Annotated in this window: 25 protein-coding genes; 13 read left to right on the plus strand and 12 right to left on the minus strand. The window is 69.6% G+C overall.

Features of this window, described 5'->3' with window-relative positions; all coding sequences use genetic code 11:
- Positions 1-56 precede the first annotated feature (56 nt).
- The 9 genes from AC3RXZ_RS09585 to AC3RXZ_RS09625 all read right to left on the minus strand — a co-directional run bounded on the left by AC3RXZ_RS09585 (position 57) and on the right by AC3RXZ_RS09625 (position 9,480).
- A complete protein-coding gene (locus tag AC3RXZ_RS09585) occupies positions 57-827 on the minus strand; it encodes a LamB/YcsF family protein (RefSeq protein WP_243229040.1) in 771 nt (256 codons plus the stop codon).
- Positions 827-1,408 (minus strand): TetR/AcrR family transcriptional regulator, encoded by a 582-nt coding sequence (locus tag AC3RXZ_RS09590; protein WP_491493869.1) that lies wholly within the window; start codon positions 1,406-1,408, stop codon positions 827-829. The genes AC3RXZ_RS09585 and AC3RXZ_RS09590 overlap by 1 nt, the downstream gene beginning before the upstream one ends.
- 250 nt (positions 1,409-1,658) lie before the next feature.
- Entirely contained in the window at positions 1,659-2,285 is a 627-nt protein-coding gene (locus AC3RXZ_RS09595) for a response regulator transcription factor (RefSeq protein WP_243229037.1), read from the minus strand.
- On the minus strand, positions 2,282-3,553 hold the full coding sequence (locus tag AC3RXZ_RS09600) for a sensor histidine kinase (RefSeq protein ID WP_491493870.1): 1,272 nt from the start codon (positions 3,551-3,553) through the stop codon (positions 2,282-2,284). Before AC3RXZ_RS09600 ends, AC3RXZ_RS09595 begins: the two co-directional genes overlap by 4 nt.
- Positions 3,554-3,632: 79 nt before the next feature.
- Positions 3,633-4,631 (minus strand): LacI family DNA-binding transcriptional regulator, encoded by a 999-nt coding sequence (locus tag AC3RXZ_RS09605; RefSeq protein ID WP_491493871.1) that lies wholly within the window; start codon positions 4,629-4,631, stop codon positions 3,633-3,635.
- A gap of 71 nt (positions 4,632-4,702) precedes the next feature.
- Entirely contained in the window at positions 4,703-6,145 is a 1,443-nt protein-coding gene (locus AC3RXZ_RS09610; protein WP_374208974.1) for a glycoside hydrolase family 1 protein, read from the minus strand.
- Entirely contained in the window at positions 6,142-7,032 is an 891-nt protein-coding gene (locus tag AC3RXZ_RS09615; protein ID WP_243229031.1) for a carbohydrate ABC transporter permease, read from the minus strand. The genes AC3RXZ_RS09610 and AC3RXZ_RS09615 overlap by 4 nt, the downstream gene beginning before the upstream one ends.
- Complete coding sequence (locus tag AC3RXZ_RS09620; protein WP_243229029.1) at positions 7,029-8,075, minus strand: carbohydrate ABC transporter permease; 1,047 nt, start codon at positions 8,073-8,075, stop codon at positions 7,029-7,031. Before AC3RXZ_RS09620 ends, AC3RXZ_RS09615 begins: the two co-directional genes overlap by 4 nt.
- A 97-nt stretch (positions 8,076-8,172) precedes the next feature.
- The gene (locus AC3RXZ_RS09625) at positions 8,173-9,480 is read right to left on the minus strand and encodes an ABC transporter substrate-binding protein (protein ID WP_243229027.1); all 1,308 of its coding nucleotides are present in this window, start codon (positions 9,478-9,480) and stop codon (positions 8,173-8,175) included.
- Positions 9,481-9,658: 178 nt separating this feature from the next.
- On the opposite strand from AC3RXZ_RS09625, the gene AC3RXZ_RS09630 reads away from it, so the two are divergent.
- The 3 genes from AC3RXZ_RS09630 to purQ all read left to right on the plus strand — a co-directional run bounded on the left by AC3RXZ_RS09630 (position 9,659) and on the right by purQ (position 11,214).
- The gene (locus AC3RXZ_RS09630; protein WP_491493872.1) at positions 9,659-10,189 is read left to right on the plus strand and encodes an adenine phosphoribosyltransferase; all 531 of its coding nucleotides are present in this window, start codon (positions 9,659-9,661) and stop codon (positions 10,187-10,189) included.
- Positions 10,190-10,261: 72 nt separating this feature from the next.
- Entirely contained in the window at positions 10,262-10,510 is a 249-nt protein-coding gene (gene purS / locus AC3RXZ_RS09635; RefSeq protein ID WP_243229024.1) for a phosphoribosylformylglycinamidine synthase subunit PurS, read from the plus strand.
- The gene (gene purQ, locus AC3RXZ_RS09640; RefSeq protein ID WP_243229022.1) at positions 10,507-11,214 is read left to right on the plus strand and encodes a phosphoribosylformylglycinamidine synthase subunit PurQ; all 708 of its coding nucleotides are present in this window, start codon (positions 10,507-10,509) and stop codon (positions 11,212-11,214) included. Before purS ends, purQ begins: the two co-directional genes overlap by 4 nt.
- Before the next feature lie 135 nt (positions 11,215-11,349).
- Here the strand turns inward: purQ and AC3RXZ_RS09645 are convergent, their stop codons facing one another.
- The gene (locus AC3RXZ_RS09645; protein ID WP_243229020.1) at positions 11,350-11,778 is read right to left on the minus strand and encodes a DUF1761 domain-containing protein; all 429 of its coding nucleotides are present in this window, start codon (positions 11,776-11,778) and stop codon (positions 11,350-11,352) included.
- A gap of 74 nt (positions 11,779-11,852) precedes the next feature.
- Here AC3RXZ_RS09645 and AC3RXZ_RS09650 point away from each other — a divergent pair, with 74 nt between their 5' ends.
- The 10 genes from AC3RXZ_RS09650 to nhaA all read left to right on the plus strand — a co-directional run bounded on the left by AC3RXZ_RS09650 (position 11,853) and on the right by nhaA (position 23,290).
- Complete coding sequence (locus tag AC3RXZ_RS09650; protein WP_243229019.1) at positions 11,853-12,785, plus strand: 2-hydroxyacid dehydrogenase; 933 nt, start codon at positions 11,853-11,855, stop codon at positions 12,783-12,785.
- A 67-nt stretch (positions 12,786-12,852) separates the two neighbouring features.
- Positions 12,853-14,514, plus strand: coding sequence for a glycoside hydrolase family 13 protein (locus tag AC3RXZ_RS09655; protein WP_491493873.1), 1,662 nt, complete (start codon positions 12,853-12,855; stop codon positions 14,512-14,514).
- Positions 14,515-14,616: 102 nt separating this feature from the next.
- Entirely contained in the window at positions 14,617-15,621 is a 1,005-nt protein-coding gene (locus AC3RXZ_RS09660; RefSeq protein ID WP_243229014.1) for a LacI family DNA-binding transcriptional regulator, read from the plus strand.
- 68 nt (positions 15,622-15,689) lie between these two features.
- The gene (locus AC3RXZ_RS09665; protein ID WP_491493874.1) at positions 15,690-17,156 is read left to right on the plus strand and encodes an alanine/glycine:cation symporter family protein; all 1,467 of its coding nucleotides are present in this window, start codon (positions 15,690-15,692) and stop codon (positions 17,154-17,156) included.
- 141 nt (positions 17,157-17,297) lie between these two features.
- A complete protein-coding gene (arsB, locus tag AC3RXZ_RS09670; RefSeq protein WP_491494115.1) occupies positions 17,298-18,305 on the plus strand; it encodes an ACR3 family arsenite efflux transporter in 1,008 nt (335 codons plus the stop codon).
- Positions 18,302-19,288: a metalloregulator ArsR/SmtB family transcription factor gene (locus AC3RXZ_RS09675; RefSeq protein ID WP_491493875.1), complete on the plus strand. Its 987-nt coding sequence runs from the start codon at positions 18,302-18,304 to the stop codon at positions 19,286-19,288. The genes arsB and AC3RXZ_RS09675 overlap by 4 nt, the downstream gene beginning before the upstream one ends.
- 24 nt (positions 19,289-19,312) lie before the next feature.
- Positions 19,313-19,720 carry an arsenate reductase ArsC gene (locus AC3RXZ_RS09680; protein ID WP_491493876.1) on the plus strand — a complete coding sequence of 136 codons (408 nt, stop codon included), beginning with the start codon at positions 19,313-19,315 and terminating at the stop codon, positions 19,718-19,720.
- 117 nt (positions 19,721-19,837) lie between these two features.
- Positions 19,838-21,202, plus strand: coding sequence for a TrkH family potassium uptake protein (locus AC3RXZ_RS09685; RefSeq protein ID WP_491493877.1), 1,365 nt, complete (start codon positions 19,838-19,840; stop codon positions 21,200-21,202).
- 21 nt (positions 21,203-21,223) lie between these two features.
- Positions 21,224-21,922, plus strand: a complete 699-nt coding sequence (locus AC3RXZ_RS09690; protein ID WP_491493878.1) for a potassium channel family protein — start codon at positions 21,224-21,226, stop codon at positions 21,920-21,922.
- 81 nt (positions 21,923-22,003) lie between these two features.
- On the plus strand, positions 22,004-23,290 hold the full coding sequence (gene nhaA / locus AC3RXZ_RS09695) for a Na+/H+ antiporter NhaA (RefSeq protein ID WP_491493879.1): 1,287 nt from the start codon (positions 22,004-22,006) through the stop codon (positions 23,288-23,290).
- Between the two features lie 16 nt (positions 23,291-23,306).
- On the opposite strand, the gene AC3RXZ_RS09700 is transcribed toward nhaA, so the two are convergent.
- A complete protein-coding gene (locus AC3RXZ_RS09700) occupies positions 23,307-24,839 on the minus strand; it encodes a multicopper oxidase family protein (RefSeq protein WP_491493880.1) in 1,533 nt (510 codons plus the stop codon).
- Positions 24,836-25,219, minus strand: a complete 384-nt coding sequence (locus AC3RXZ_RS09705) for a hypothetical protein (RefSeq protein ID WP_243228997.1) — start codon at positions 25,217-25,219, stop codon at positions 24,836-24,838. The genes AC3RXZ_RS09700 and AC3RXZ_RS09705 overlap by 4 nt, the downstream gene beginning before the upstream one ends.
- Between the last annotated feature and the right edge of the window lie 19 nt (positions 25,220-25,238).

Consider the following 25,238-nt stretch of genomic DNA (forward strand, 5'->3'; position numbering starts at 1 on the left):
CGCTCTCTGCCGCTCTGACCGCCCGGGAGCAGCAGGATCCGCGACGCGAACAGCCGTCACCTCCGCGCCTCGACGAACGGGGCGATCATCACGCCGGATTCCGACAGTCGCCTCCGGATCTCGGCGGCCATCGCGACCGCACCAGGGCTGTCGCCGTGCACGCAGATCGACTGGGCGGAGACGGCGACGTCCGTGCCGTCGACCGCACGGATCAGTCCGTCGGCGGCCAGGCGCGTCATGCGCTCGGCGACGGCTGACGGATCGTGCAGCACGGCGCCCTCCTGGCTGCGAGGGACCAGCCGGCCGTCCGGAAGGTACGCGCGGTCGGCGAAGGCCTCGGTGGCGACGGTCAGCCCGGCCCGTTCGGCGACGTCGAGCACGACCCCGCCGGCGAGACCCAGCAGCACCAGTCGGGGATCGACGGCGCGGATCGCCGCGACGACATCCCGCGCCTGCCGGTCGTCGCGGGCGATCGTGTTGTACAGCGCGCCGTGCGGCTTCACATACGAGACCCGGCCGCCGACAGCGGAGGCGAGTCCGATCAGCGCGCCGAGCTGATACTCCACGTGCGCCTGCAGCGTCGCCGAATCCAGGTCGACCGGCACGCGCCCGAAGTTCTCCTCATCGCGGTATCCCGGGTGCGCTCCGATCACCACGCCGCGGCTCACGGCGGCGGCGAGCGTCTCGCGGATCCCCTCCGGGCTTCCGGCGTGGAAACCGCACGAGACGTTCGCACTCGTGACGATCTCGAGCATGCCCGCGTCGTCGCTGACGATGCGGTCGGGGACGTTCTCACCGACATCGGAGTTCAGATCGATGATCGCCATCACGCCTCCAGCCCGTATCTCTCGAGCACCCAGCCTCGCGCGGCATCGAGCGGGAAGAACTCACCGACCGCCGAGTACTTCAGGGCGACGCCCTCGAGCAGGGTGCGCAGCATGACCTCTTCGAGCGCGGGGTCGGCCGCACCGCGCTCCGCGAAGATCGCGCGGACCGCCTGTTCGGCCCCGGCCGCGCCGTCCGCATTGCGCGCGGCCGCCTCGGCGAAGAACCGCAGCTGCGCCGGATCCTGCTGCATCGTCATGACCGCGCGGTGCAGCAGGCGGTGGGCGGATGCTGCGGCGAGTGCGCCCTCGATGATGGCGCGCAGACGATCGTCCGCGCTCCCTTCCCCCATCGGGAAGCCGATCAGCAGACGGAACCAGCGATCGACCACCTCGCCGACCAGCTGGTCCTTGCCGCCGAAGTGATAGTTGACCAGCCCCTGGGCGACGCCCGCTCGCCCGGTGATCTCGGCGATCGTCGCACCGTGGACTCCGCGTTCGGCGAAGACCTCGATCGCGGCCGTCAGGATGCTCTCGCGAGCGCGCTCGCGCGCACGGCGGTTCTGCTCCTCGGAGCGCGCCATGCGGCATCCTCCCGACGCATTTCCTGAAACCTGCGGCCACCCGCTATGGTACTGACTGAATGAGCATTCAGTCATTCAACACGGAGATGGAGCTCGTCGGGGAGCTCGCGAGGCGCTCCCGCCGCTCGTGCCGGAGGGACACCGCGGGTCGCGCCCCGCACATCTTCGCCCCCACTCCTCATGGGGAGGGTGCTCGATCTCGGTCGGGGGGCCGAGATCGAGTGCACCGCGCGGGTCTGCCGGGCTCGGGTCAGCGTCGGATGATCCGCTGCTCGATCGCCGCGGCGACAGCGCCCGCCCGCGTGTCGACGCCGAGCTTGGTGTAGATGTGCGACAGATGCGACTTCACGGTCGCCTCGGACACGAACAGCGCCTTCGCCATCTCTCGGTTGCCCTGCCCGTCTGCGAGCAGCTCGAGCACCTCGACCTCGCGCTCGGTCATGCGCGGCTCAGGCGACGCCGCACGACGCATGAGCGTCGCCGCGACGGAGGGAGCGAGCGCGGGCTCGCCCTTCGCGACGGCCCGGATGCCGGCGAAAAGCTCGGCAGGGGGCGCGTCCTTGAGCAGGTAGCCGCGCGCCCCGGCATCCAGAGCCCGCAGGATGTCGGACTCGGTGTCGTAGGTCGTCAGCACGAGGACCGCGGGGGCATGCTCTCCCGCGGAGAGTCGCCGCGTCGCCTCGATGCCTCCCACGCCGTCGCCGAGGCTGAGGTCCATGAGAACGACGTCCGGGCGCTCCGCGGCGACCCGCTCGACGGCCGAGGCCGCGTCCCCCGCCTCGCCGACCACGTCGAAGTCCTCGCTGGACTCGAGGAGCGCGCGCAGGCCCGCACGCACGACCGGATGATCGTCGACCAGCACCAGGCGCAGCGTCATGGTGTCTCCTTCTCCGCGGCAACCGTCGCCGCGGACTCGCCGAACACGGATGAGTCCGAACCGGCGGACAGCGCGGACGCGGGGAACACCGCCGACACGGTCGTCCCCTCCCCCGGAGCCGATTCGATCTCGAGGCTTCCGCCCACGGCGGCGATCCGCTCCTCGATGCCCGCGAGGCCCCTTCCGCGACCGGCGGATCGGCGCTGCCGGACCCGCTCCCTCCGAGCGGCCGGCCGCGCATCGAAGCCGATGCCGTCGTCACGGATGTCGAGGCGCAGCTCGTCGGGCTGGGCGGTGAGGCTCACCACCGTCCGCGAGGCCTGCGCATGCTCGGCGACATTGGCGAGCGCACCACGGACGGTGCGGATCACGGCGGCGGCAACCGGCAGCGGCACGTCGCCGAGCGCACCGTGACTCCGGAACGAGGCGTCGACGCCGACCGCCTCGGTCACGAGCCGCTCGATCGCCGCCGGTAGTGAGCCGGCGACGCCGTCGAGCTCGGACGGAGCCAGATCACGCACGACACGGCGCACCTCGTCGAGTCCCGCGCGGGCCGTGTCGGCCGCCGTGCGCACCTGCGCGCGCGCCGCGTCGGGCCGGCGGTCCCACTGCTGCTCGGCCGCCTGCAGGAGCAGATGGATGCTGGACAGGTTCTGGCCCACGGAGTCGTGGATCTCGCGCGACAGACGCGCGCGTTCGGCGAGCGCTCCAGCGCGGTTCTCGGCGGCGGCGAGCTCGGACTGCGTCGCGGTGAGCTCGTCCACCAGCTGCTCGCGCGCCCGCGCCTCGCGATCCAGCGCGCGGTACGCGACGACCGTCGCGAAGGCGATGCCGAGCGGGCCCGCGATCAGCGTCGGATCCGCCTCCTCGGCGAGCCTCAGTTCCGCGGCGATCACCACGGCCGTCATCGCGGCCACGACGCCGGCGGCCGGCCAGAACGGCAGGATCTGCAGCACGGCGAAGGCGAGCGGGACCGCGCACCATGCGAAGGACGGCGCCGTGAGCGTGAGCAGGATCCACAGGGCTGCGACCACCAGCGTCCAGACCACCGGCCAGGCTCCCCTCCGCGGCACGACCGGGCGCAGAAGGGCGACGGCCGCGAGCAGCGCGGCACCGGCGAGGATGTACGGCATCGCCACGGCATCCTCATGGCGCAGGGCGTAACGCACCGCGCACACGACGATCATTCCGAGCAGCACGACCTGCAGCGCGCGCCCGAAGCGCACGGGCGCCAGGATGCCGCGCACACCCTGCTCCGGAGAACTCATGCGCCTCAGCCTAAGGACAGGCGCACGCCGCCCACATCATCCGTTCGGCTATCGTCGCCGTTGCGCCCGTGCCATCGCTCTAGGCCGAGCCGCGCACCACGAGCTCGGTGGGGAGCATCGTCGTCCGCTCCGGCGTGCCGCCGGAGAGACGCGCCAGCAGCACCGCGGCCATCGACTCCCCCTGCTTGTACATCGGCTGACGGATCGTCGTCAGCGGCGGATCCGTCGTCAGCGCCACCGAGGAGTCGTCGAACCCGACCACGGCGACGTCGTCCGGCACCCGCAGTCCCGCGCGGCGCAGCGCGGCCATCGCTCCTCGGGCCATCAGGTCGCTCGCCGCGAAGAGCGCATCGGGCGTCCCCGCCGCGAGGATGCGCCGCGCGGCCTCAGCCCCGCTCGATTCGCTGTAGTCGCCCTCCTCCTCGGCGAACGGCGCGAGGCCGGCATCCGCCAGCGCATCGCGGTAGCCCTGCACGCGGTCCCCCGCGGCGAGCATGGTCAGCGGGCCCGTTATCGTCGCGATCCGGCTGCGCCCGATGTCGATGAGGTGCTGCGTCGCGAGCCGAGCGCTGGCCACGTTGTCGACGTCGACGACGTAATCGGAATCGCGACGATGGATCGGACGGCCGCCGAACACGACGGGAACGGCGTCGGCGATGCGATCGATGTACGCGTCACTGGTGTGGTGCGACACGATCAGCGCCCCGTCCACGCCTCCGTTGCGCACGAAGCTGGTCATCTTGTCGCCCGGGTCGTCGCTCGCGATGAGGAGGTTGAGCAGGTAGTCGGATCCCCCGAGGGCTCCCGTGATCCCTGCCACGATCGCGGCGAAGAACGGGTCTCCGAAGAAGCGGGTGGTGTCCTCGGGCACGATGAGCGCGATGGCGTGCGTCTGCCGCGAGGCCAGCGACCTCGCGGCACGATTGGGCACGTAGTTCAGCTCGTCGATGGCGCGCCGGACGGCCTCGAGCGCCTCGGGGCTCACCGCCGTCGAGCCGTTCACGACCCGCGACACCGTCGAGCGCGACACCCCGGCCGCCGCCGCCACCTCTTCGATCGTCGCCCGTGACGCCGTCATCGCCCGCTCATTCCCATCGCCCTATTCTCACCGGTCGACGCCGTCGCGGGGCGCACGAACCTCCGGGCGGCTCAGAGCGATCGTGCGGCGATGATGCGGGCGTACTCCCGCCCCGAGTCCTTCAGGCTCCGCTCCTGCGTGTCGTAGTCGACGCGGACGATGCCGAACCGCTTGTCGTAGCCCCACGCCCACTCGTAGTTGTCGAACAGCGACCAGTAGAAGTAGCCGCGCACGTCGACGCCGGCGTCCGCGGCATCCAGCACCGCGCCCAGGTGCAGGCGCAGGAACTCCGTGCGCTCGGCATCGTGGACGCGCGTCTCGCCGCTCTCGATGACGGCGACGTCGTCGTAGGCGGCACCGTTCTCGGTCATGTACAGCACGACGCCGGCGGGCTCGGCGTACTCCGTCCACACGCGCTGCAGCAGCCGGGTCAGCCCCTCCGGCTGCACCTCCCAGTTCTGCGCCGTGCGCGGCAGCCCGCGCTCGACCGAGTGGATGCCGGCATCCGACGGATAGGGGCTGCGCCCCGGGCGCTGCGTGGCGGGTCCGCCCGAGACCGGAGGGACCTCCGGAGCGGTTCCGGACACGTAGTCGCCGTGGTAGTAGTTCACGCCCTGCGTGTCGATGCGCTCCGAGATCGTCTCGAGGTCGCCGTCCAGGATCGCCGCCTCGAAGCGCTCGATCGCCTCGGCATCCACGGCGCGGATGTCCTCGACGATGTCCGCCGGATACGACGCGCGGTAGATCGGATCGAGGAACCACCGGTTGAACTGGCCGTCGACCCGGCGGGCGGCATCGACGTCGGCCGGGTCCGCCGGATCCACCGCGTCGGCGACGGTGTGGTTGAGGGTGATCCCGAGGTTCAAGGAGGCGTCGCGCCCGCGCAGTTCGCGCACCGTCGCGCCGTGCGCGAGCAGGAGGTGATGCGAGGCGAGCAGCCCCTCGGCGATGCTGGTGTGCCCGGGGGCGTGCTCGCCGCCGGTGTACGACAGGAACGACGAGCACCACGGCTCGTTCAACGTCGTCCACACCTTCACGCGGTCGCCGAGCGCGTCATGCATCGTGCCCGCGTACTCGAGGAAGCGCTCGACCGTGTCGCGGCTCGTCCAGCCCCCGGCATCCTGCAGCGCCTGCGGCATGTCCCAGTGGTAGAGCGTGAGCCAGGGCAGGATGCCGGCGCCGAGCAGCTCGTCCACCAGGCGCTCGTAGAAGTCGACCCCCTTCGGGTTGACCGCGCCGCCGTCCGGACGCACGCGCGACCACGACGTGGAGAACCGGTACGTCTGCAGGCCGATCCGCTTCATGAGCGCGACGTCCTCGGCGTAGCGGTGGTAGTGGTCGCACGCCACGTCCCCGTCGTCTCCGCCGATCACGGCCCCGGGCACCCGGGCGAACGCGTCCCAGATCGACGCGGTGCGCCCGTCCTCGAACGCGGCGCCCTCGATCTGGTACGCGGCGGTGGCTGCGCCGAAGAGGAAGTCGTCCGGGAACGGCCGTGTCGTCATAGCGGTCATCCTTTCACCGCGCCCGCCATGATGCCACTGACCAGCTGCTTGCCCGCCACCACGAAGAGGATGAGCAGGGGCAGCGTCGCGAGCACCGCGCCGGCGAGCACGATCGAGTAGTCGATGTAGTACCCGGACTGCAGCTGGCTCAGCGCCGTCTGCAGGGTCGGATTCTGGGGCGAGAGCACGATGAGCGGCCAGAGGTAGTCGGTCCAGGCCGTCATGAAGGTGAACAGCCCGAGGATCGCCATGGCCGGCCGCGCGGCCGGCAGACCCACCGTGAGGAACGTGCGGAACTGGTTGGCGCCGTCCATGCGTGCGGCCTCGATCAGTTCGTCCGGGATTACGTCGACGAGATACTGCCGCATGAAGAACACGCCGAACGCCGTGACGAGTGTGGGCACGATGACGGCGCCGATCGACCCGGTCCAGCCGAGCTCGCGCATGAGCATGAACAACGGGATGATGCCGAGCTGCGTGGGGATCGCCATGGTCGCGATGACGAACACCATCAGCCCGTCGCGGCCCCGGAACCGCAGCTTCGCGAACGCGTAGCCGGCGAGCGTCGAGAACGTCACGACCGAGACGGTGATGATCGTCGAGATGATCACGGAGTTGCCCAGCGCCAGCCAGAACGGGATGGCGTCGAACACCTTCGCGGCGTTGGTGAAGAAGTTGCCGCCCGGGATCAGGGGCAGAGTCTCGCCGCGGGTCGAGTTGTCTCCCGAGGCGACCACGACCGACCACCACAGCGGGTAGACGCTGCCGATGATGAAGGCGGCGAGGAGGCCGTACGTGAGGAAGCCGGGCCGGCTGCCGATGCCTGCGATGCCCGAGCTCGTTCCGCGCCGGCGGCGGATGCGCTCGGGAACGCTCATGGCCTGGGTGGCGGTCATCGGGCGTCCTCCTTCGTGGGCGCCTGGGCCGCTGCGCGACGGGCGGCGCGATTGCGCTTCGGGGCGTCGCCCGAGGCGATCCCTCGGGAGATGAGGAAGTTGATCACGCCGATCCCGACGATCAGCAGGAACAGCAGGATGGCGATCGCGGACGCCTCGCCGAGGTCGCGGCGGAAGAACGCCATCTCCCACAGGAACAGCACGGTGGTCTGGAACTGCCGGTCGCTTCCGCCGATGCCGCCGGCGGTGGAGACGTCGAACAGGCGCGGCTCCGCGAAGATCTGGAGGCCGCCGATCGTCGCGGTGATGATGACGAAGATGAGGGTCGGCCGGATCGTCGGGATCGTGATCGAGAAGAACCGACGGGCGGCTCCCGCGCCGTCCAGGGCGGCGGACTCGTACAGGTCCCGCGGCACGGCCTGCATCGCGGCGAGCAGGATCAGGGCGTTGTACCCGGTCCAGCGGAAGTTGACCATGATCGCGATCGCGATGTGCGACAGGAACGTGTTGTGCTTCCACTCCTGGTCGGCGATCCCGATGAGGTTCAGCAGGTTGTTGGCGAGGCCATCGGCCTCGTTGAACACGCTGGAGAAGATGATGGCGACCGCGACGGGGGTGACGACGAACGGGATGAGCACGCTCATCCGCCAGAACGTCGGCGCGCGCAGACCGCGATCGAGGAGGTACGCGATGACGAGAGCCACGCACAGTTGCGGGATCGCCGACAGCAGGAAGATGCTCAGCGTGTTGACGATCGAGTTCCAGAACATCGGATCGCCGAGGATCTCGGCGAAGTTTCCGAACCCGACGAACGGCCCCTCGCCCTTGAGCAGGTCCCACTCGTGCACGGCGACGTACACCGTGTAGACGAGCGGGAACAGCCCGATCAGGCCGAACAGCAGGAAGAACGGCGACACGTAGAGATACGGCGACGCGTTCTGGTCGAACCGCGAGAGGCGGTGGCGCCAGGGGCGTTTCGTCCCCGAGTCCGTGCGAGCGGATGCCGGGGCGACGCGCTCCTCGGGCGGAGCGGTGAGAGTCATTTCTATCCCGTCGAAGGTGGGCGTCTCCGGTCGCAGTCCCTGCGGCTCTGGCGGCGCCGAGGCGGCAGGGACTGCGACCGGAAGGAACGACTGAGGGTCAGCCGACCAGTTCGTTCAGCAGGGACAGGGCCTGATCCCACGCGCCCTGGGTGTCGGTCTCACCGCGGTCGAGCGAGCTCAGCGCCGGGCCGAACACGTTCTCCTGGATGACCGAGTCATCCGGTCCCTTGAACTGGGCGACGACGCCCTTCGCGCGCTCGGCGAGGATCGCCCCGGTGGGGGCGTCGTTGAACAGCTCGTTCGGGGTGGCCTCGGCGGCGAGGGTCTCCTGCGCCTCGACGGTCGAGGGGAAGTTGCCCGCGGCGGCGGACTGCTTCACCTGCTGCTCGGGCTGGGTCAGCCAGTCGGCGAGGGCCGCGGCCTCCTCCTTGTGCTCCGACGTCTCCGGGATCGACAGCCAGGCGCCGCCCCAGTTGGCCGCACCGCCGGGGAAGACGTCGGCGAAGTCCCAGCCGGTGGAGGCGTCTCCGCCGCCGGCTTCGAGCTGACCGGCGATCGTGCCCAGCATCCAGCCGGGGCAGACGAACGTCGCGAAGGTGCCGTCGACGAACGACTTGCCGCCGTTCCAGTCCCAGGCCGTCTGCGCGGCGGACTGGCCGCCCTCGGTCGCCGCGCCCAGCAGCTCGAACCGCTCCTTGAGCAGGTCGTTGCCCTCGACGTTCAGCTCGCCGTCCGCGGTGTAATAGCCCTCGTCGAGCTGGTTGACCATGGAGTTCCAGACGAAACCGGAGTGGTCGTACCAGGCCTTGCCGGTCTTGTCGGTGTACTCCTGGCCGACGGCGAAGTAGTTCTCCCAGTCGCCGTTCAGCAGTTCGGCGACGGACTCGCGGTCGCTCGGGAGACCGGCGGCCTCGAACGCGGGGCCGTTGTAGCAGATGCCGGTGGGCCCGACGTCGGTGCCGTAGCCGATCACACGGCCCTCGGCATCCGTCGCCTGGGCGTACTTCCAGTCCAGCCAGTCGTCCTTGCGGTCCTCGATGCCGTGGTCGCGCAGGTCGACGAACGTGTCCGAGACCTCCATGATCGCGCCGAGCCAACCCTCCTCGATCGCGACGATGTCGCTGAGGCCGGAGCCGGCAGCGATCTTGGTGAACGCGTCCGTGCGGGCGTTGCCACCGGTGTCGATGTTGTTCGCCTCGATCGTGATGTTCGGGTGCAGGTCCTCGTACTCGTCGTACAGGTCCTCGTAGCCGAACGTCCCGAACGTGGTGATCGTCAGCGTGATCTCCTCGTCCGAGCTCCCCTCGGCGGCGTCGCCGGAGCCGGTGCAGCCGGCGAGGGCGAGAGCCGAGACGGAGGCCAGGGATGCCGTCACCAGCATCCGGCGTCGTGCGCGTGTGTTCACGGGTCACTCCTTTGTGCGGAATCTGTTGCAGTGGGTCGTGCGTGTGTGATGCGGTCGTGCTTCGGGCTGTCGTGGGAGCGCTCCCACGAACTGAGCAGTCACTCTATGGGAGCGCTCCCACGCATGTCAAGCCTGTCGTCCTTCCGGATGGCTCAGCGCAACGGAGTACCCTTGGCCGGTGCCCTCCACCCCGCTGTCGCCCGCACTCGTCCGCGCCGAATCCCTGATCCGCAGCATCCCGGACTACCCGGAACCCGGCGTCGTCTTCCGCGACATCACGCCGCTGCTGGCGGATGCCGAGGCCTTGCGCGTCACGACCGAGGCGATCCTCGAGCCCTTCGCCGGGCAGTTCGACGTCGTCGCCGGAATCGAGGCGCGCGGGTTCATCCTCGCCGGCGCCGCGGCGATCGCCGCCGGCACCGGACTGATCCCGATCCGCAAGGCGGGCAAGCTGCCCCGCCCCGCGGCATCCGTCGACTACGCCCTCGAGTACGGGACCGCGACGATCGAGATGCACGACGACCTGCCGACCGGGTCCCGCGTGCTGCTCATCGACGACGTGCTCGCCACGGGCGGCACGCTCGCCGCCGGACGCCAGCTCGTGGAGCGGCTCGGCAGCCACGTCGCCGGCATCTCGGTGCTGTTCGAGATCGACGGCCTGGGCGGCCGCGAGCTGATCGGCGACCTGCACACCGTCTTCCACTCCTGACCCTCGCGCGTCGCGGCATCGCGGGGCCAGTAGACTGGGCCTGCCCGCCTTCCCGCGACTTTTGGAGCCCGAATGCCCACCATCGTCGTCGACGTCATGCCCAAGTCCGAACTGCTCGACCCGCAGGGAAAGGCCGTCTCCGGGGCGTTCGCGCGCATCGGCGTCGAGGGCTTCAGCGACGTCCGCATCGGCAAGCGCTTCGAGCTCACGGTCGAGGGCGAGGTCACCGACGAGCTGCTCGCCGAGGCGAAGCGCGTGGCGGACGAGGTCCTCTCGAACTCCGTGATCGAGGACGTCGTCGGCATCGAGGTCGTCGAATGAGCATCCGGATCGGGGTGGTGACGTTCCCCGGTTCGCTGGATGACCGCGACGCGCAGCGCGCTGTCCGCCTCGCCGGCGCCGAGCCGGTCGCCCTATGGCACGGCTCCCACGACCTCGAAGGCGTGGACGCGCTCGTCCTTCCCGGCGGGTTCAGCTACGGCGACTACCTGCGTGCCGGCGCGATCGCCGCGCTCTCGCCGATCATGACGGAGGTCAGGGATGCCGCGGCGAAGGGGCTTCCCGTACTCGGGATCTGCAACGGATTCCAGATGCTCGTCGAGTCGCACCTGCTGCCGGGCGGGTTGATCCGCAACGACCACCAGCATTTCGTGCGCCGCGACCAGAAGTTGACGGTGGAGAACGCCGACACCGCCTGGACCAACGCGTTCCGCACCGGCCAGGAGATCGTCATCCCGCTGAAGAACGGCGACGGCGGCTACATCGCCTCGGAGGAGACGCTCGACCGTCTGGAGGGCGAAGGCCTCGTCGCGTTCCGCTATGCCGGCGTCAACCCCAACGGGTCGCTGCGCGACATCGCGGGCGTGACGAACGAGGCGGGCAACGTGGTGGGCCTCATGCCGCACCCCGAGCACGCCACCGAGCCGGGCTTCGGCCCCGACACCGTCGCCGCCATGCGCAGCGGCGTGGACGGTCTGGACTTCTTCACGAGCGCGATCGCCGCGGTCGCCCGCGTCGCCGCATAGGGAACCCCGACCGTTCGTTGAGCGAGGACGGCGGAGCCGACCGAGACGAAACGCGGTGGAAGCCGATCAGCAGTAGCCGCGTTTCGGCTCGCTTCGCTCGCTCAACGAGCGAGATGGGCGCGAGCGAAAGGAACGTCAGCCGAGCGGCGGCGGCCACACCCCGATGATGAGCGCCATGACGGCGACGGTGACGAGCTCGTGCGCGATGTTCAGCGTCGTGAGCTGAGTCGGTCTCCCCTCGAACGCATCGTGCGTGATGAATCGCGCACCCGTGAATCCGCCCCAGAGCAGGATCGCGGTGACGAAGGTGGCAGCGAAGAACGACCCCTCGTAGAAGTGCCAGGCGATCGCCGAGGCTCCGGCGAGCACCCACGCCGTGCCGAAGCTCACCAGTACGGTCGCCACCATCGGCCACAGCGGACCCCGTGAGGGATTGTCCAGATCCACGTGCGCGAGCTTCGCCCAGCGCCGGCCGAAGACGCCCGGCGCGTACCAGACGGCGCCGACGACCATGCTCGACACCGTCGCCAGCAGCACGGCCCAGTAGTTGATCTCGGGAATCATCGGACGTCCTCTCGTCGGGAGACAATCCGAACGCTACTCCGCGCCCGGCGCGCACGCGAGGATAGGCTCGAGGGGTGAGCCTCGTCGTCACCGTCCCCACCGATCGCCTCGCCGCCGACATCGCCCCCGTCCCCGACGGTGTGGAGGTGCTGATCTGGGACATGCAGTCCCCCGCGCCCCGAGAGCGTCTCGACATCGTCGTCCCGCCGTACATGAATGCCGGCGAGGCGCTCGGCGCGCTCGAGGGCGTCGAGGTCGGGCTCGTGCAGGGGCAGATGATCGGTTACGAGAGCATCATCGACATCCTGCCCGAAGGCCAGCGCTTCGCGAACGCCGCCACGGTGCACGAGACCGCGACGGGCGAGCAGGCGCTCGCACTGACCCTCGCCGCGCAGCGGCACATCCCGGAATTCGTGCGCTCGCAGGATCGCGGCGCCTGGGAGCGACTGTGGTCCCCCGGTCTCGCCGATCGCCGTGTGCTGCTGCTGGGCTTCGGCGGCGTCGGCCAGGCCATCGCCGAGCGGCTGGCCGGCTTCGAGGCCCGGCTGACCGTGGTGGCCCGGACGGCGCGCACCGTCGAGCACGATCGGCTGGGCACCGTGGAGGTGCACGCGATCGACGAGCTGCCGGCACTGCTTCCGGATGCCGAGATCGTCATCCTCGGCCTGCCGGACACCTCCGACACGCGTCACCTCATCGACGACGCGGCTCTGTCGGCCCTGCCCGACGGCGCCTTGGTCGTGAACGTCGGACGCGGCGTCCTCATCGACACGGACGCGCTCGTGGACCACGCGACCCGCGGCCGGATCCGGGCGGCGCTCGACGTCGTCGATCCGGAGCCGCTGCCCGCCGGGCATCCGCTCTGGACCGCCCCCGGCGTCCTGATCGCACCGCATGTCGGCGGGTCCTCCGACGCCATGCATCCGCGCATCGCGCGCGTCGTCCGCACGCAGATCGAGCGGCTGCTCGCCGGCGAGCCTCCGATCAACGTCGTCCTCAACGCCTGACGCACCGTCCGCGCCGGTCCGACCGCGGCGCTCGCGGAACTGTAAGCGCTTGCAGTAGGCTCATCGCATGACTCAGCTCGAACAGTCCGCCGCCCCCGGTTCCGAGTGGTGGCGCAGCGCCGTCATCTATCAGATCTACCCGCGATCCTTCGCGGACGCGTCGGGCGACGGCATCGGCGACCTCCCCGGCATCACGAGCCGCCTCGATTCCCTCCAGGAGCTCGGCATCGACGCGATCTGGCTGAGCCCCTTCATGACCAGCCCGCAGAAGGATGCCGGCTACGACGTCGCCGACTACCGCGACGTCGACCCGATCTTCGGCACGCTCGCCGACTTCGACACGATGCTCGCCGAGGCGCACGCCCGCGGCATCCGGGTCATCGTCGACCTCGTCCCGAACCACTCCTCCGATCAGCACGCCTGGTTCCAGGCCGCGCTGAAGGCCGGCCCCGGCAGCCGGGAGCGCGCACGGTACGTGTTCCGCGACGGCCGCGGCGAGAACGGCGAACTGCCCCCGAACAACTGGGAGAGCGTGTTCGGCGGCGGCATGTGGGAACGCGTCACCGAGGCCGACGGCACGCCGGGCCAGTGGTATCTGCACATCTTCGACCCCACCCAGCCCGACTTCGACTGGACCAACGAGGAGGTCAAAGAGGAGTTCCGCTCGATCCTGCGCTTCTGGCTCGACCGGGGCGTGGACGGCTTCCGCGTCGACGTCGCGCACGGCATGGCCAAGCAGGCGGGCCTGCCGGACTACGCCCCCGTCCCCGACGCCGACTCGATGGGCGGCGGCGAGGAGAACGTCCCGTACTGGGGCCAGGACGAGGTGCACGACATCTACCGCGACTGGCATCAGGTGCTCGCCGAGTACGACGGCGACCGCGCGCTGTGCGGTGAGGCGTGGCTGCCGACGCTGAAGAAGACCGCGCTCTGGGTACGTCCGGACGAGATGCACCAGACGTTCAACTTCCCGTACCTCATGACCCCGTGGGACGCGAAGGAGCTCGGCGCCGTCATCCGCGAATCGCTCGAGGAGTTCGGCAAGGTCGGCGCCCCCAGCACCTGGGTGCTCTCGAACCACGACGTCGTCCGCCACGCGACGCGTCTGGCGTTCACCGACGACAACCCGCAGGGCGAGGGCATCGGCCCGCTCACGCCGAACAAGCCGGACACGGCCGTCGGCCTCGCCCGCGGACGCGCGGCCACCACGGTCATGCTGGCGCTCCCCGGCTCGTCGTACCTGTACCAGGGCGAGGAGCTCGGCCTCCCCGAGGCGATGGAGATCCCGGACGAGTTCCGTCAGGACCCCACCTGGTTCCGCACCGAGGGCAAGCGCTACGGCCGGGACGGATGCCGCGTCCCGCTGCCCTGGGAGGTCGACGCCCCCGCGTTCGGCTTCAATGACACCGGCGCCTCGTGGCTGCCGCAGCCGGCGGAATGGGGCGCGTACGCGCGGGCCGCGGAGGAGAACGACCCGACCTCGACGCTCTCCCTGTACAAGCAGTTGCTGCGTCTGCGTCGCGAGCACGAGCTCGGCTCCGGGACGCTGGTCTGGGAGGACCTGGACCCGGATGCCGTGGCCTTCCGTCGCGGGGACCTGCATGTCGCGGTGAACCTCGGCACGGAGTCGATCGAGCTGCCGGCCGGCGCGACCTTCGTCGTGCAGAGCCGGCCGTTCGAGGGCGCGGCACTGCCCGTCGACACCGCCGTCTGGTACACCCTGTCCTGAGCTCCCTCCCCGCGAGACTTGGTTTGCGGAGTGAGACCGACCCACCCTGGCCAAGCCTCACCCCGCAAACCAAGTCTCGCGATCCCGAATGAAAGAACCACGATGACGAGCATCGACGAGGTCGCGAAGCTGGCGGGGGTCTCCACCGCCACGGTCTCGCGTGCGCTCAGCGGACGGGGGCATGTCTCGGCCGCGTCCCGGGAGCGCGTGCTGACCGCCGCGAACGCGCTGGGCTACGTCGTCTCCTCCCGTGCGTCCTCGCTCGCCTCCGGGCGCACGCGCAACGTGGGCGTGGTCGTGCCGTTCCTGGACCGGTGGTTCTTCAGCACCGTGTTGTCCGGCGTCTCCAGCGCCCTCATGCGCCAGGGCTACGACATCACGCTGTACAACATCACGGCCGACCGCGACGTGCGCCGCGAGGTGTTCACCACCGCTCTGCGACGTCAGCGCGTCGACGCCATCATCGCGGTCTCCATCGAACTCGATGAGGACGAGACCAGCCAACTGCTGAGCCTGGGCCTGCCCGTGATCGCGATCGGCGGCCCGAACCCGCGGCTGGACACCCTCACGGTCGACGATGTCGCCGTCGCCCAGCTCGCCACCGAGCATCTGCTGAGCCTCGGACACCGCGACATCGCGCACATCGGAGCGAACCCGGAGTTCGACCTCGACTTCCACATCCCGACCCAGCGCCGGCAGGGATTCGAGAAGGCGCTGGCGGATGCGGGCATCCCGCTCAACCCCGCCTTCCTGGAGCCCGCCGACTTCACGGTCGAGGGCGGCTATCGGGCGGCCAAGCAGCTGCTCGGCCGCCCGGGCCCGCGCCCGACCGCGGTGTTCGCGGCATCCGATGAGATGGCGATCGGGGCGATCCTCGCCGCGCGCGACCTCGGCTTCCGTGTCCCGGAGGACCTTTCGATCGTGGGCATCGACGGGCACGAGCTCGGCGAGTTCTTCCGCCTGACGACCGTGGACCAGTTCCCCATCGGCCAGGGCGAGCGCGCCGCCGACACGGTGCTGGCACGGCTCGAGGATGCCGAGCCCGCCGCCTCCCACGGCGCGCTGCCGTACGAGCTCATCGTCCGGGGCACGACCTCCCGGATCTGAACGCGGGCGCCGGTGCGATCTCGCGCGGCCTCTGGCCGTCGGATGCCGCGGACCGACATACTGGGCCGATGGACGCGCTCAACGACTTCGTGCTCTCCGCCGGCGACACCCTGTGGACCTGGATCGTCTTCCCCGTGCTCGCCGTGCTCGGGGTGTACTTCACGCTGCGTTCCGGCGTGGTGCAGTTCCGGCTGATCCCCGAGATGTTCCGAACGCTCACCAACCGCACCCCACGGGACGCATCCGGCGAACCCCAGTCCGTCTCGGCGTTCCAGGCGTTCACGATATCGGCGGCCTCGCGCGTCGGTGTCGGAAACATCGCCGGCGTCGGCACCGCGATCGCGATCGGCGGTCCCGGTGCGGTGTTCTGGATGTGGACGATGGCGTTCATCGGCGGTGCCTCCAGCTTCATCGAGTCGACCCTCGGACAGACCTACAAGGTCCGCGACAAGGACGGCTTCCGCGGCGGACCGGCGTATTACATGCAGCACGGTCTGAAGGCCCGCTGGATGGGGATCCTGTTCGCGGTCGTGCTGATCCTGTGCTTCCCTCTGTCGTTCAACTCGCTCCAGGCGAACACGATCAGCGCCACGCTCTCCGGCAGCTTCGGCGGCGAGGTCGGCTGGATCCCGTGGGTGGTGGGCGCGGTTCTCGCCGTCCTCACGTCCCTCGTGGTCTTCGGCGGGGTCCGCCGGATCGCCTCGGTGTCCCAGGCGGTGGTCCCCCTGATGGCTCTGCTGTACCTGATCCTGGGCCTGGTGATCGTCGGCATCCACATCGACCGGCTGCCCGAGGTGTTCGCGTCCATCTACACCCAGGCCTGGGGCACGCAGGAGGTAGCCGGCGGAACGATCGGCGCCATCATCATGGTGGGCGCGAAGCGCGGCATGTTCTCGAACGAGGCGGGACTGGGCTCCGCGCCGAACGCGGGCGCGACCGCCGCCGTCACGCACCCGGTCAAGCAGGGGCTGGTCCAGACGCTCGGGGTCTACTTCGACACGTTCCTCGTGTGCTCCATCACCGCCTTCATCGTGCTCGTCTCGACCCCGGACCTCATGAACGCCGAGCGGGGCATCGTGCTCACCCAGAACGCTCTCGTGAGCGCGCTCGGCCCCTGGGCCAACGTCCTGCTGAGCGTGATCGTGTTCCTGCTGGCGTTCAGCTCGATCCTCGGCAACTACTACTACGGCGAGGCGAACATCGAGTTCCTGAACACCAAACCGGTCGTCTTGACCACGTTCCGCGTCGTCGTCGTCGCGGTGGTCTTCCTCGGATCGATCGCCTCGGCCGACCTCATCTGGAACACGGCGGACGGGATCATGGGGATCATGGCGCTGATCAATCTCATCGCCATCGCGCTCCTGTCGGGCGTCGCGTTCAAGCTGCTGAAGGACTATTCGCAACAGCGCCGCGAAGGCCTGGATCCCGTGTTCACGAGGGCGAGGATGCCGGAGGTCACCGGCATCCAGTGCTGGGAGGACGAGCTGTCGGTGACCGGGCCGATCGATCTGCCCGCGAGATCACGCCGCAGCTGACGCGCCGCGCTTGCCTCCTGTATTGATCCCTGTCAATATAGACGCGGATCAATACAGGAGGCGCCCGTGACCGTCACCGCACCCGCCGTCAGACGACTGCCCACGCTCGACCGCTTGCTGCCGCTCTGGATCGGCCTCGCGATGGTCGCCGGCCTCCTGCTGGCGCGCTTCGTCCCAGGACTCTCCGGCCTGCTGGCGGCCTTCGAAGTCGGCGGGATCTCGATCCCGATCGCCATCGGGCTGCTCGTGATGATGTATCCGGTGCTCGCGAAGGTCCGCTACGACAGGGTCGCCGCCGTCACCGGAGACAAGAGGCTCCTCGTCTCCTCGCTGGTGCTGAACTGGCTCGTCGGGCCCGCGCTGATGTTCGCGCTCGCATGGACGTTCCTGCCCGATCTCCCGGAGTACCGCACCGGGCTCATCATCGTCGGACTCGCCCGCTGCATCGCCATGGTCGTCATCTGGAACGACCTCGCGTGCGGCGACAGGGAGGCCGCCGCGGTGCTGGTCGCGATCAACTCCGTGTTCCAGGTCGTCGCGTTCTCGCTGCTGGGCTGGTTCTACCTCACCGTCCTCCCCGGCTGGCTCGGCCTGGACGTCCAGGGACTGCAGGTCTCGGTCTGGCAGATCGCCCTCAATGTGCTGATCTTCCTCGGCATCCCTCTGGTCGCCGGTTTCGCCTCGCGCTACCTCGGCGAGCGCCTCAAGGGCCGCGAATGGTACGAGGAGGCCTTCCTCCCCCGCGTCGGACCGTGGGCGCTGTACGGCCTGCTGTTCACCATCGTGCTGCTGTTCGCGCTGCAGGGCGATCAGATCGCGCAGCACCCCTGGGACGTCGCCCGCATCGCCGCGCCGTTGCTGGCGTACTTCGCGATCATGTGGGCAGCAGGTCTCCTCACGGGCAAGGCGCTCGGGCTCGGCTACGCCCTCTCCACGACGCTGGCGTTCACGGCCGCGGGCAATAACTTCGAGCTCGCGATCGCCGTCGCGATCGGAACATTCGGCGCGACATCGGGTGAGGCGCTGGCGGGCGTCGTCGGCCCGCTCATCGAGGTACCCGTGCTCGTCGGGCTCGTCTACGTCTCGCTGTGGACGGCGAGGCGCTGGTTCCCCACCGATCCGCACACCGCAGAGAGGATGCCGTCGTGAACATCGCGCTGACCGTCCAGGACACCTGCAGTCCCGTCGCCACCCATGCCATCGGCGCGGATGCCGCGGCCTCCGTCGCATCCACGCTGAAGGCTCTGTCGGATCCGCTGCGACTGCGGATGCTGTCGGCCATCGCCTCCGACCCCCGCGGTGAGTCGTGCGTGTGCGATCTCGCCGAACTCGCCGAGGTATCGCAGCCGACCGTCTCGCATCATCTCAAGGTGCTCAAGGAGGTCGACGTCCTGACGTCGGAGCGCCGGGGCACCTGGGTCTGGTACCGGATCAACCCGGACCGCCGCGCTGCGGTCACCGCGCTTCTGGACTCGTTCGCTCCCGCGACCGTGGCACCCTGGAGCGACGTCCGCGACGATTCGGGCGGTCCCGACTTCGACGAGCGGATCACGCATCTTGCGGATGAGCTCTCCTCCGAGGTCCCCGGCCTGGACCCGGACGTCGTCCTCACCATCGTGCGCGAGTCGTACACGTCGCTCGCCCGCACCGCCCGAGTGCACTCCGCGCTCGTGCCGCTGACCGAGCGCTTCGCTCGTCAGCGTCTGGCGGATCTCACCCGCGACCGCGAAGCGTCGGTGCCGCAGGTGCTGTTCGTCTGCGTCGCCAATGCCGGACGTTCGCAGCTCGCCGCAGCACTGGTGAACCAGATGGCGGGCGGAAGAGTGGTCGCGCGTTCCGCAGGGTCCAACCCCGCGGAGGTCATCCACCCCCACGTGCGCTCGATCCTCGAGGAGATCGAGGGCGATCGCTCCGCGGAGCGCTTCCCCAAGCCGCTCACCGACGATGCCGTCCGCGCCGCGGATGTCGTCATCACGATGGGATGCGGCGACGTCTGCCCGATCATCCCCGGCGTCCGCTACGACGACTGGGCCGTCGGGGACCCCGCGCTCGCCTCCGCCGACGGCGTCGCCGCCATCCGCGATGACATCGCGAACCGGGTGCGCGCACTCGTCGACGACCTCACCCACTGACCATCCCCTCGATCAGGAGAAACGATGACCGAAGCGACCACCAAGCCGTCCGTCCTCTTCGTCTGCGTGCACAACGCCGGACGCTCCCAGATGGCCGCAGGATTCCTGCGCGACTTCGCGGGCGATCGCGTCGAGGTGCGCTCGGCCGGGTCCATCCCGGCCGAGCAGATCAACCCGGTCGCGATCGAGGCGATGGCGGAGCTCGGCATCGACATCACGGCCGAATCCCCCAAGATCCTCACGACCGAGGCCGTGCGGGACTCGGACGTCGTGATCACGATGGGATGCGGCGACGCGTGCCCGATCTTCCCCGGCAAGCGCTATGAGGACTGGGAGCTCGACGACCCGGCCGGTCAGGGCATCGAGGCCGTGCGCCCGATCAGGGACGAGATCCGCGCGCGCATCCGGGCGCTGGCGGCCGAGCTCGTGTGAGCCTCTGACGGCCGCGGGCGCGCGTATCGATGCCGTGGGGATTCCGTCAGGACCGTCCCGCATGGATTCCGTTAGGAACGCGATCTCCGCCTTCCCGCTCGCGTAGTGTGCCCTGTTGTGGCTCACACGGTCCCCCTTCCGCACACGCGTCGGACGAAGCGCCACCTGGCTCCGGCACAGGCGATCGCGACGGGTTTCGGCACGGTCATCGCGCTCGGCACCCTGCTGCTGACGCTGCCGATCTCCTCGGCGAAGGACACCTGGACCGGCATCGTCGACGCGCTGTTCACCTCGACGTCCGCCGTGTGCGTGACCGGGCTCATCGTCGTGGACACGGCCGTGCACTGGAGCGGTTTCGGCAAGGTCGTGATCCTGCTGCTCATCCAGCTCGGCGGACTCGGCATCATGCTGTTCGCTGCACTGATCGGCCTGGCGCTGGCGCGCAAGCTGTCGGTGCGCTCACGCGTCATCACGGGCACCGAGACCAAGACGAGCAGCAGCGGAGACGTGAAACGCGTCGCCACCGGCATCCTGCTCACCACGCTGACGATCGAGGCCGTCGTCGCCGTCCTGCTCTTCGTCCGATTCCTCACCGCCTATGGCTACGATCCCGGGAAGGCGGCGTGGCATGCCGTCTTCCATTCGGTGTCCTCGTTCAACAACGCCGGCTTCGCGCTGTACACCGACAGCCTGATGGGGTTCGTCTCCGACCCGTGGATCTGTCTGCCGATCTGCGCGGCGATCATCCTCGGGGGTCTCGGATTCCCGGTGCTCCGGCAGCTGCGCAAGGAGTTCCGACGCCCGCTGCACTGGACCATGAACACGCGCATCGTCCTGTCGGCGACGGCCGCGCTGCTCGTCCTCGGCACGGCATACGTCGTCGTCATCGAATGGGACAACCCCGGCACTCTCGGCGCGCTCGACCCCGCGTCCCGCATCCTGGCCGGCTTCTTCCACGCCGTGCAGGCGCGCACGGCCGGCTTCAACTCCGTCGACATCGCGCAGATGCACGACGAGACCTGGCTCGGCACCGACGTGCTCATGTTCATCGGCGGCGGCCCCGCCGGCACCGCAGGCGGGATCAAGGTCACCACGTTCGCCGTGCTGTTCTTCATCATGCTCACGGAACTGCGCGGCGGAACGGCGGTGAACGTGTTCGGCAAACGGCTCTCGCGCGCCGTCCACCGCGAGGCGATCACCGTGGTCCTCGTCGCCCTCGGTGCGGTGATGGCCGGTGTCATCGCGATCCTGGCGATGACCGACCTCGACCTGGACCGTGTGCTGTTCGAGGCCGTCTCCGCCTTCGGCACGGTCGGGATGTCAACCGGGATCACGGCCGACCTGCCCGTGGCCGCGCAGCTGATCCTCGTCGCACTGATGTTCCTCGGCCGCCTGGGCCCACTGACGCTGGGATCCGCGCTGGCCCTGCGCGAGCGGACGACCGCGTACGAACTCCCCAAGGAACGTCCCGCGATCGGCTGAGCGCGGGCTCGAAAGGAAACCATGAGCAGATTTCTCTCCTTCGGACAGCAGGATGCCCGCAGGATCGCCGAGGCCGATTCGGTCGCCGTGATCGGGCTCGGCCGGTTCGGCACGTCGCTCGCGCTCGAACTGATGGAGTCCGGCACCGACGTGCTGGGAATCGACGAGGACGAGGCGGTCGTGCAATCGCTCAACGGCGCACTCACCCAGGTCGTCCGCGCAGACGCCACGCGACTGGAGGTGCTCGAGCAGCTCGCGATCGGAGAGTTCGACCGCGTGGTGGTCTCGATCGGCAATGACATCACCGCCTCGATCCTCACGGCCTCCCTCCTGCTGCAGCTGGACGTGCCGGTGATCTGGGCCAAGGCGGTCGACGAGCGGCACGGTGCCGTTCTCGAGCAGCTCGGCGTGCACAAGGTCGTCTACCCGGAGAAGGACATGGGGCGTCGCGTCGCGCACCTCGTCCGCGGAGCCGCCGCGGACTACCTCGAGATCGACAGGGGGTACGCCGTGGTCAAGACCGTCGCACCGCACATCCTGCACGGGATCACCCTCACCGAGGGGGCCGTGCGCCACACGCACGGCGTGACGATCGCCGCGTATCGAAGCGCGGGCGGCGAATGGCGCAACGCCCAGGCCGACACCGTCCTCGGTGACGGCGACGTCGTCCTGGTCGTCGGCCCGACCCGGGAGGTCGAGCGCTTCGCGCAGCTTCGGTGAACGCGACGGGCTCCGCTAGAATGGGAAGCGGAGAGTCGGGAAGCCTGGTCGACGGCCACGTCCTCGACCCGAAAGGCGCTCATGTCGCGCACTCCCGCTCGCATCCGCACCATCTTCCCCTTCGCCTCTCGAGCGGAATCGCGCCGCATCGGCGAGATCCTGCGCACCGAGACGGTCGGTGGTCTTCTGCTGGTGGCGTTCGCCGCCGCAGCGCTCATCTGGGCGAACTCTCCGTGGGCGGAGACCTATTTCGCGATCCGCGACGTCGAGATCGGCTACGAGCCGTGGCATCTGAAGCTCTCGCTGGGCGCGTGGGCGGCCGACGGGCTGCTCGCGATCTTCTTCTTCCTCGTCGGCCTCGAGCTCAAGCGCGAGTTCGTCGCGGGCGACCTGCGTTCGCCCAGCACCGCGATCGTGCCGGTCGTGGCCGCCATCGGCGGGGTCGCGGTTCCCGCGCTGCTGTACGTGACGATCGTGGGCGCGACCTCCAGCGAGGCGCGGGGCTGGGCGATCCCCACGGCGACGGACATCGCCTTCGCCGTGGCGGTCCTCGCCCTGATCGGCTCGCATCTGCCGAGCGCGCTGCGGATCTTCCTGCTGACCCTCGCGGTGGTGGACGATCTCATCGCCATCGGGATCATCGCCCTGTTCTACACCGAGTCCATCGACCTCGTCCCGCTGCTGCTGTCGCTTCTCACGATCGCCGCGTACGGAACCGTCGCACAGCTGTCGCGCCGCATGTTCCATGCCAAGCCCGCAGCGGCCTGGCTGATCCTGCTCCCGATCGGGTTCGTCGCCTGGGCTCTCATGCACGCGTCCGGGATCCACGCGACGATCGCCGGCGTCCTGCTCGGGTTCACGATCCCCGTCCTGCACAAGAAGGCGGACCGGACGGACGATGCCGGTCCCGGTCTCGCCGAGATCTTCGAGCACCGCTTCCGCCCGCTGTCCGCCGGTTTCGCCGTGCCGGTGTTCGCGTTCTTCTCGGCCGGAGTCGCGATCGGCGGAGCGGACGGCTTCGCATCGGCGTTCACGGACCCGGTGCTGATCGCCGTCGTCGTCGGTCTCGTGGTGGGCAAGCCGCTCGGCATCACCGCAGCGACCTGGCTGATCACGCGGATCCGCCGCATCAACCTCGACCCGTCGCTGCGATGGATCGACATCGCCGGGGTCGGTGTGCTCGCCGGCATCGGATTCACGGTCTCGCTGCTCGTCGTGGAGCTCAGCTTCGGTGCGGGAAGCCCGCACTACGACCACGGCAAGGTCGCGGTGCTGACGGCGTCCGTCGTGGCCGCGCTCCTCGCCGCGGTCGTGCTCGGCCTGCGCAATCGTCGGTACCGGGCGGCCCAGGCTGCGGCCGAGGACTGAGCACCCGGCCGCCGCGTCAGTGAGCGTGCTCGCCGGGTGAGCCGGAGCCGCCCTGCGGGCCGTGCTCGTCGTGATCCCGTGCGCGCACCTGCTCCTCCTGACCGCGCTCGATCACGACGAACTGCCCCATCATGCCCTCGTCCTCGTGCAGCAGCATGTGGCAGTGGTACATGTACGGCATCTCGGGATCGGCGTAGTCGTCGAACCGCAGCAGCAGACGGTACACCGTGTTCGGCTGCAGGTAGATCGTGTCCTTGCGTCCGGCGAGCTCGTCGGGGGGTTCGCGCCCGTCGACGGACAGCACCCGGAACTGCACATCGTGGACGTGGAAGCTGTGCGGGATCGCCTGCGTGCTGCGGACCTCCCAGATCTCGGTGTCGCCCACGTAGGCCACCTCGTCGATGCGGGACATGTCCATCTCCTCGCCGTTGATGGATCGCGTGTTCAGCGTGAAGGAGCGGGTGACGGATGCCGCGGACTCGTGCAGCTCGTCCGACGCGGCGTCTCTCGCCGCCGGCCAGGACGGCTCCTCCGAGGGAGTGAGCTCATCGGCGGCACGGAACTCGAGGACGTCGAACTCGTCGTTGCCGCCCGAGGTCGCCGGCACCAGAACGCCGCCCAGATCGGTCACGACCGACCGCAGGCGCACGGTCTCTCCCGGCTCGAAGGAGACGACGACCTCGGCCCGTTCCCCGGGTGCGAGCCGCAGGGCGTCCCGCTCGATCGGGGCGTCGAGCAGCCCGCCGTCGCTCGCCACCATCGTCAGGGGCCGATCGTCGAAGGCGAACGTGTACGTGCGCGCGGTCGACCCGTTCAGCAGCCGCAGTCGGACCCGCTCGGTGGTGACATCGTGAAAGGCGCCGATCGTGCCGTTGACCATCACGGTGTCCCCGAGCATCCCGGGTTCCGCGCCGTCCTGCCGCAGCACCAGCTGACCGCGGTCGTCGAACTCCTTGTCCTGCACGATGAGCGGCAGGTCGTCGACGCCGTACTCCCGGGGCAGATCGGCGGCGAGGCTCGCGTCGTCGTCGAGGAGGAACATGCCCGCGAGGCCGAGGTAGACATGCTTCTCGGTCTCCCCATGGGGATGCGGGTGGTACCAGAGCGTCGCCGCCGGCTGATCGATCGTCCAGGTCGGGCGCCAGGCCTCGCCCTGCTCGATCATCTGGTGCGGTCCGCCGTCCATGGCGGCCGGAAGATGCATGCCGTGCCAGTGCACGCTGGTCCGCTCCGGGAGGCGATTGTCGACCTCCACGGCGACGCGCTCGCCGCGTTGCGCCCGCAGCGTCGGCCCGAGGAACGACCCGTCGAAGCCCCACGTCGTGGTCGGCTCGTCGACGCCGGCGAAGGATGTGGACGCCTCCTGCGCGGTGAGGTGGAAGGTCCGCACGCCGTCCTCGACGCTCGACGGCGCCAGCGGCGGGATCGCCAGCTCGGTCACGAACTCCTGGTCTGCGACGGTGGTCGTCGAGAACCCCGCACACCCGGCGAGCGCCGCGAGGGACGCGGCGGCCACCGCCAGCCCGGCCGTCGCACGGCGGATCCTCATGCCGCCGCCTTGCGGATCTGCTGGATTCCGAGGGCGACGAGCCCGGCGACGGTGCCCCAGAACATGTCGATGGCGAGCCCGGCGAACAGCGTCCAGATCGGACGGTCGAACCCGCCGAGGAGGACGGCGGCACCGAGGGCGATGACGCCGTGAATCAGGCCGGTGAGCGCGAGCACGAGCACGGGGCGAGGCACGCGTCCGAAGCCGACCACGCCGATCCAGGTCGCGGCGATCACCGCGATGATCGTGAGAGCGCGCGGCGCCCCCTGAGGGATGCCGACCAACTCGGCCAGCGGCCACAGCAGCGAGAGCGACGCGAGCCCGATGATGAGCAGCCAGGGCAGGCCCGGGCGGGAGGTGTCTGATGTGTTCTCTGTCATGCCTCCAGCCTCGGCGGGG

The sequence above is a fragment of the Microbacterium cucumeris genome, from assembly GCF_058349845.2.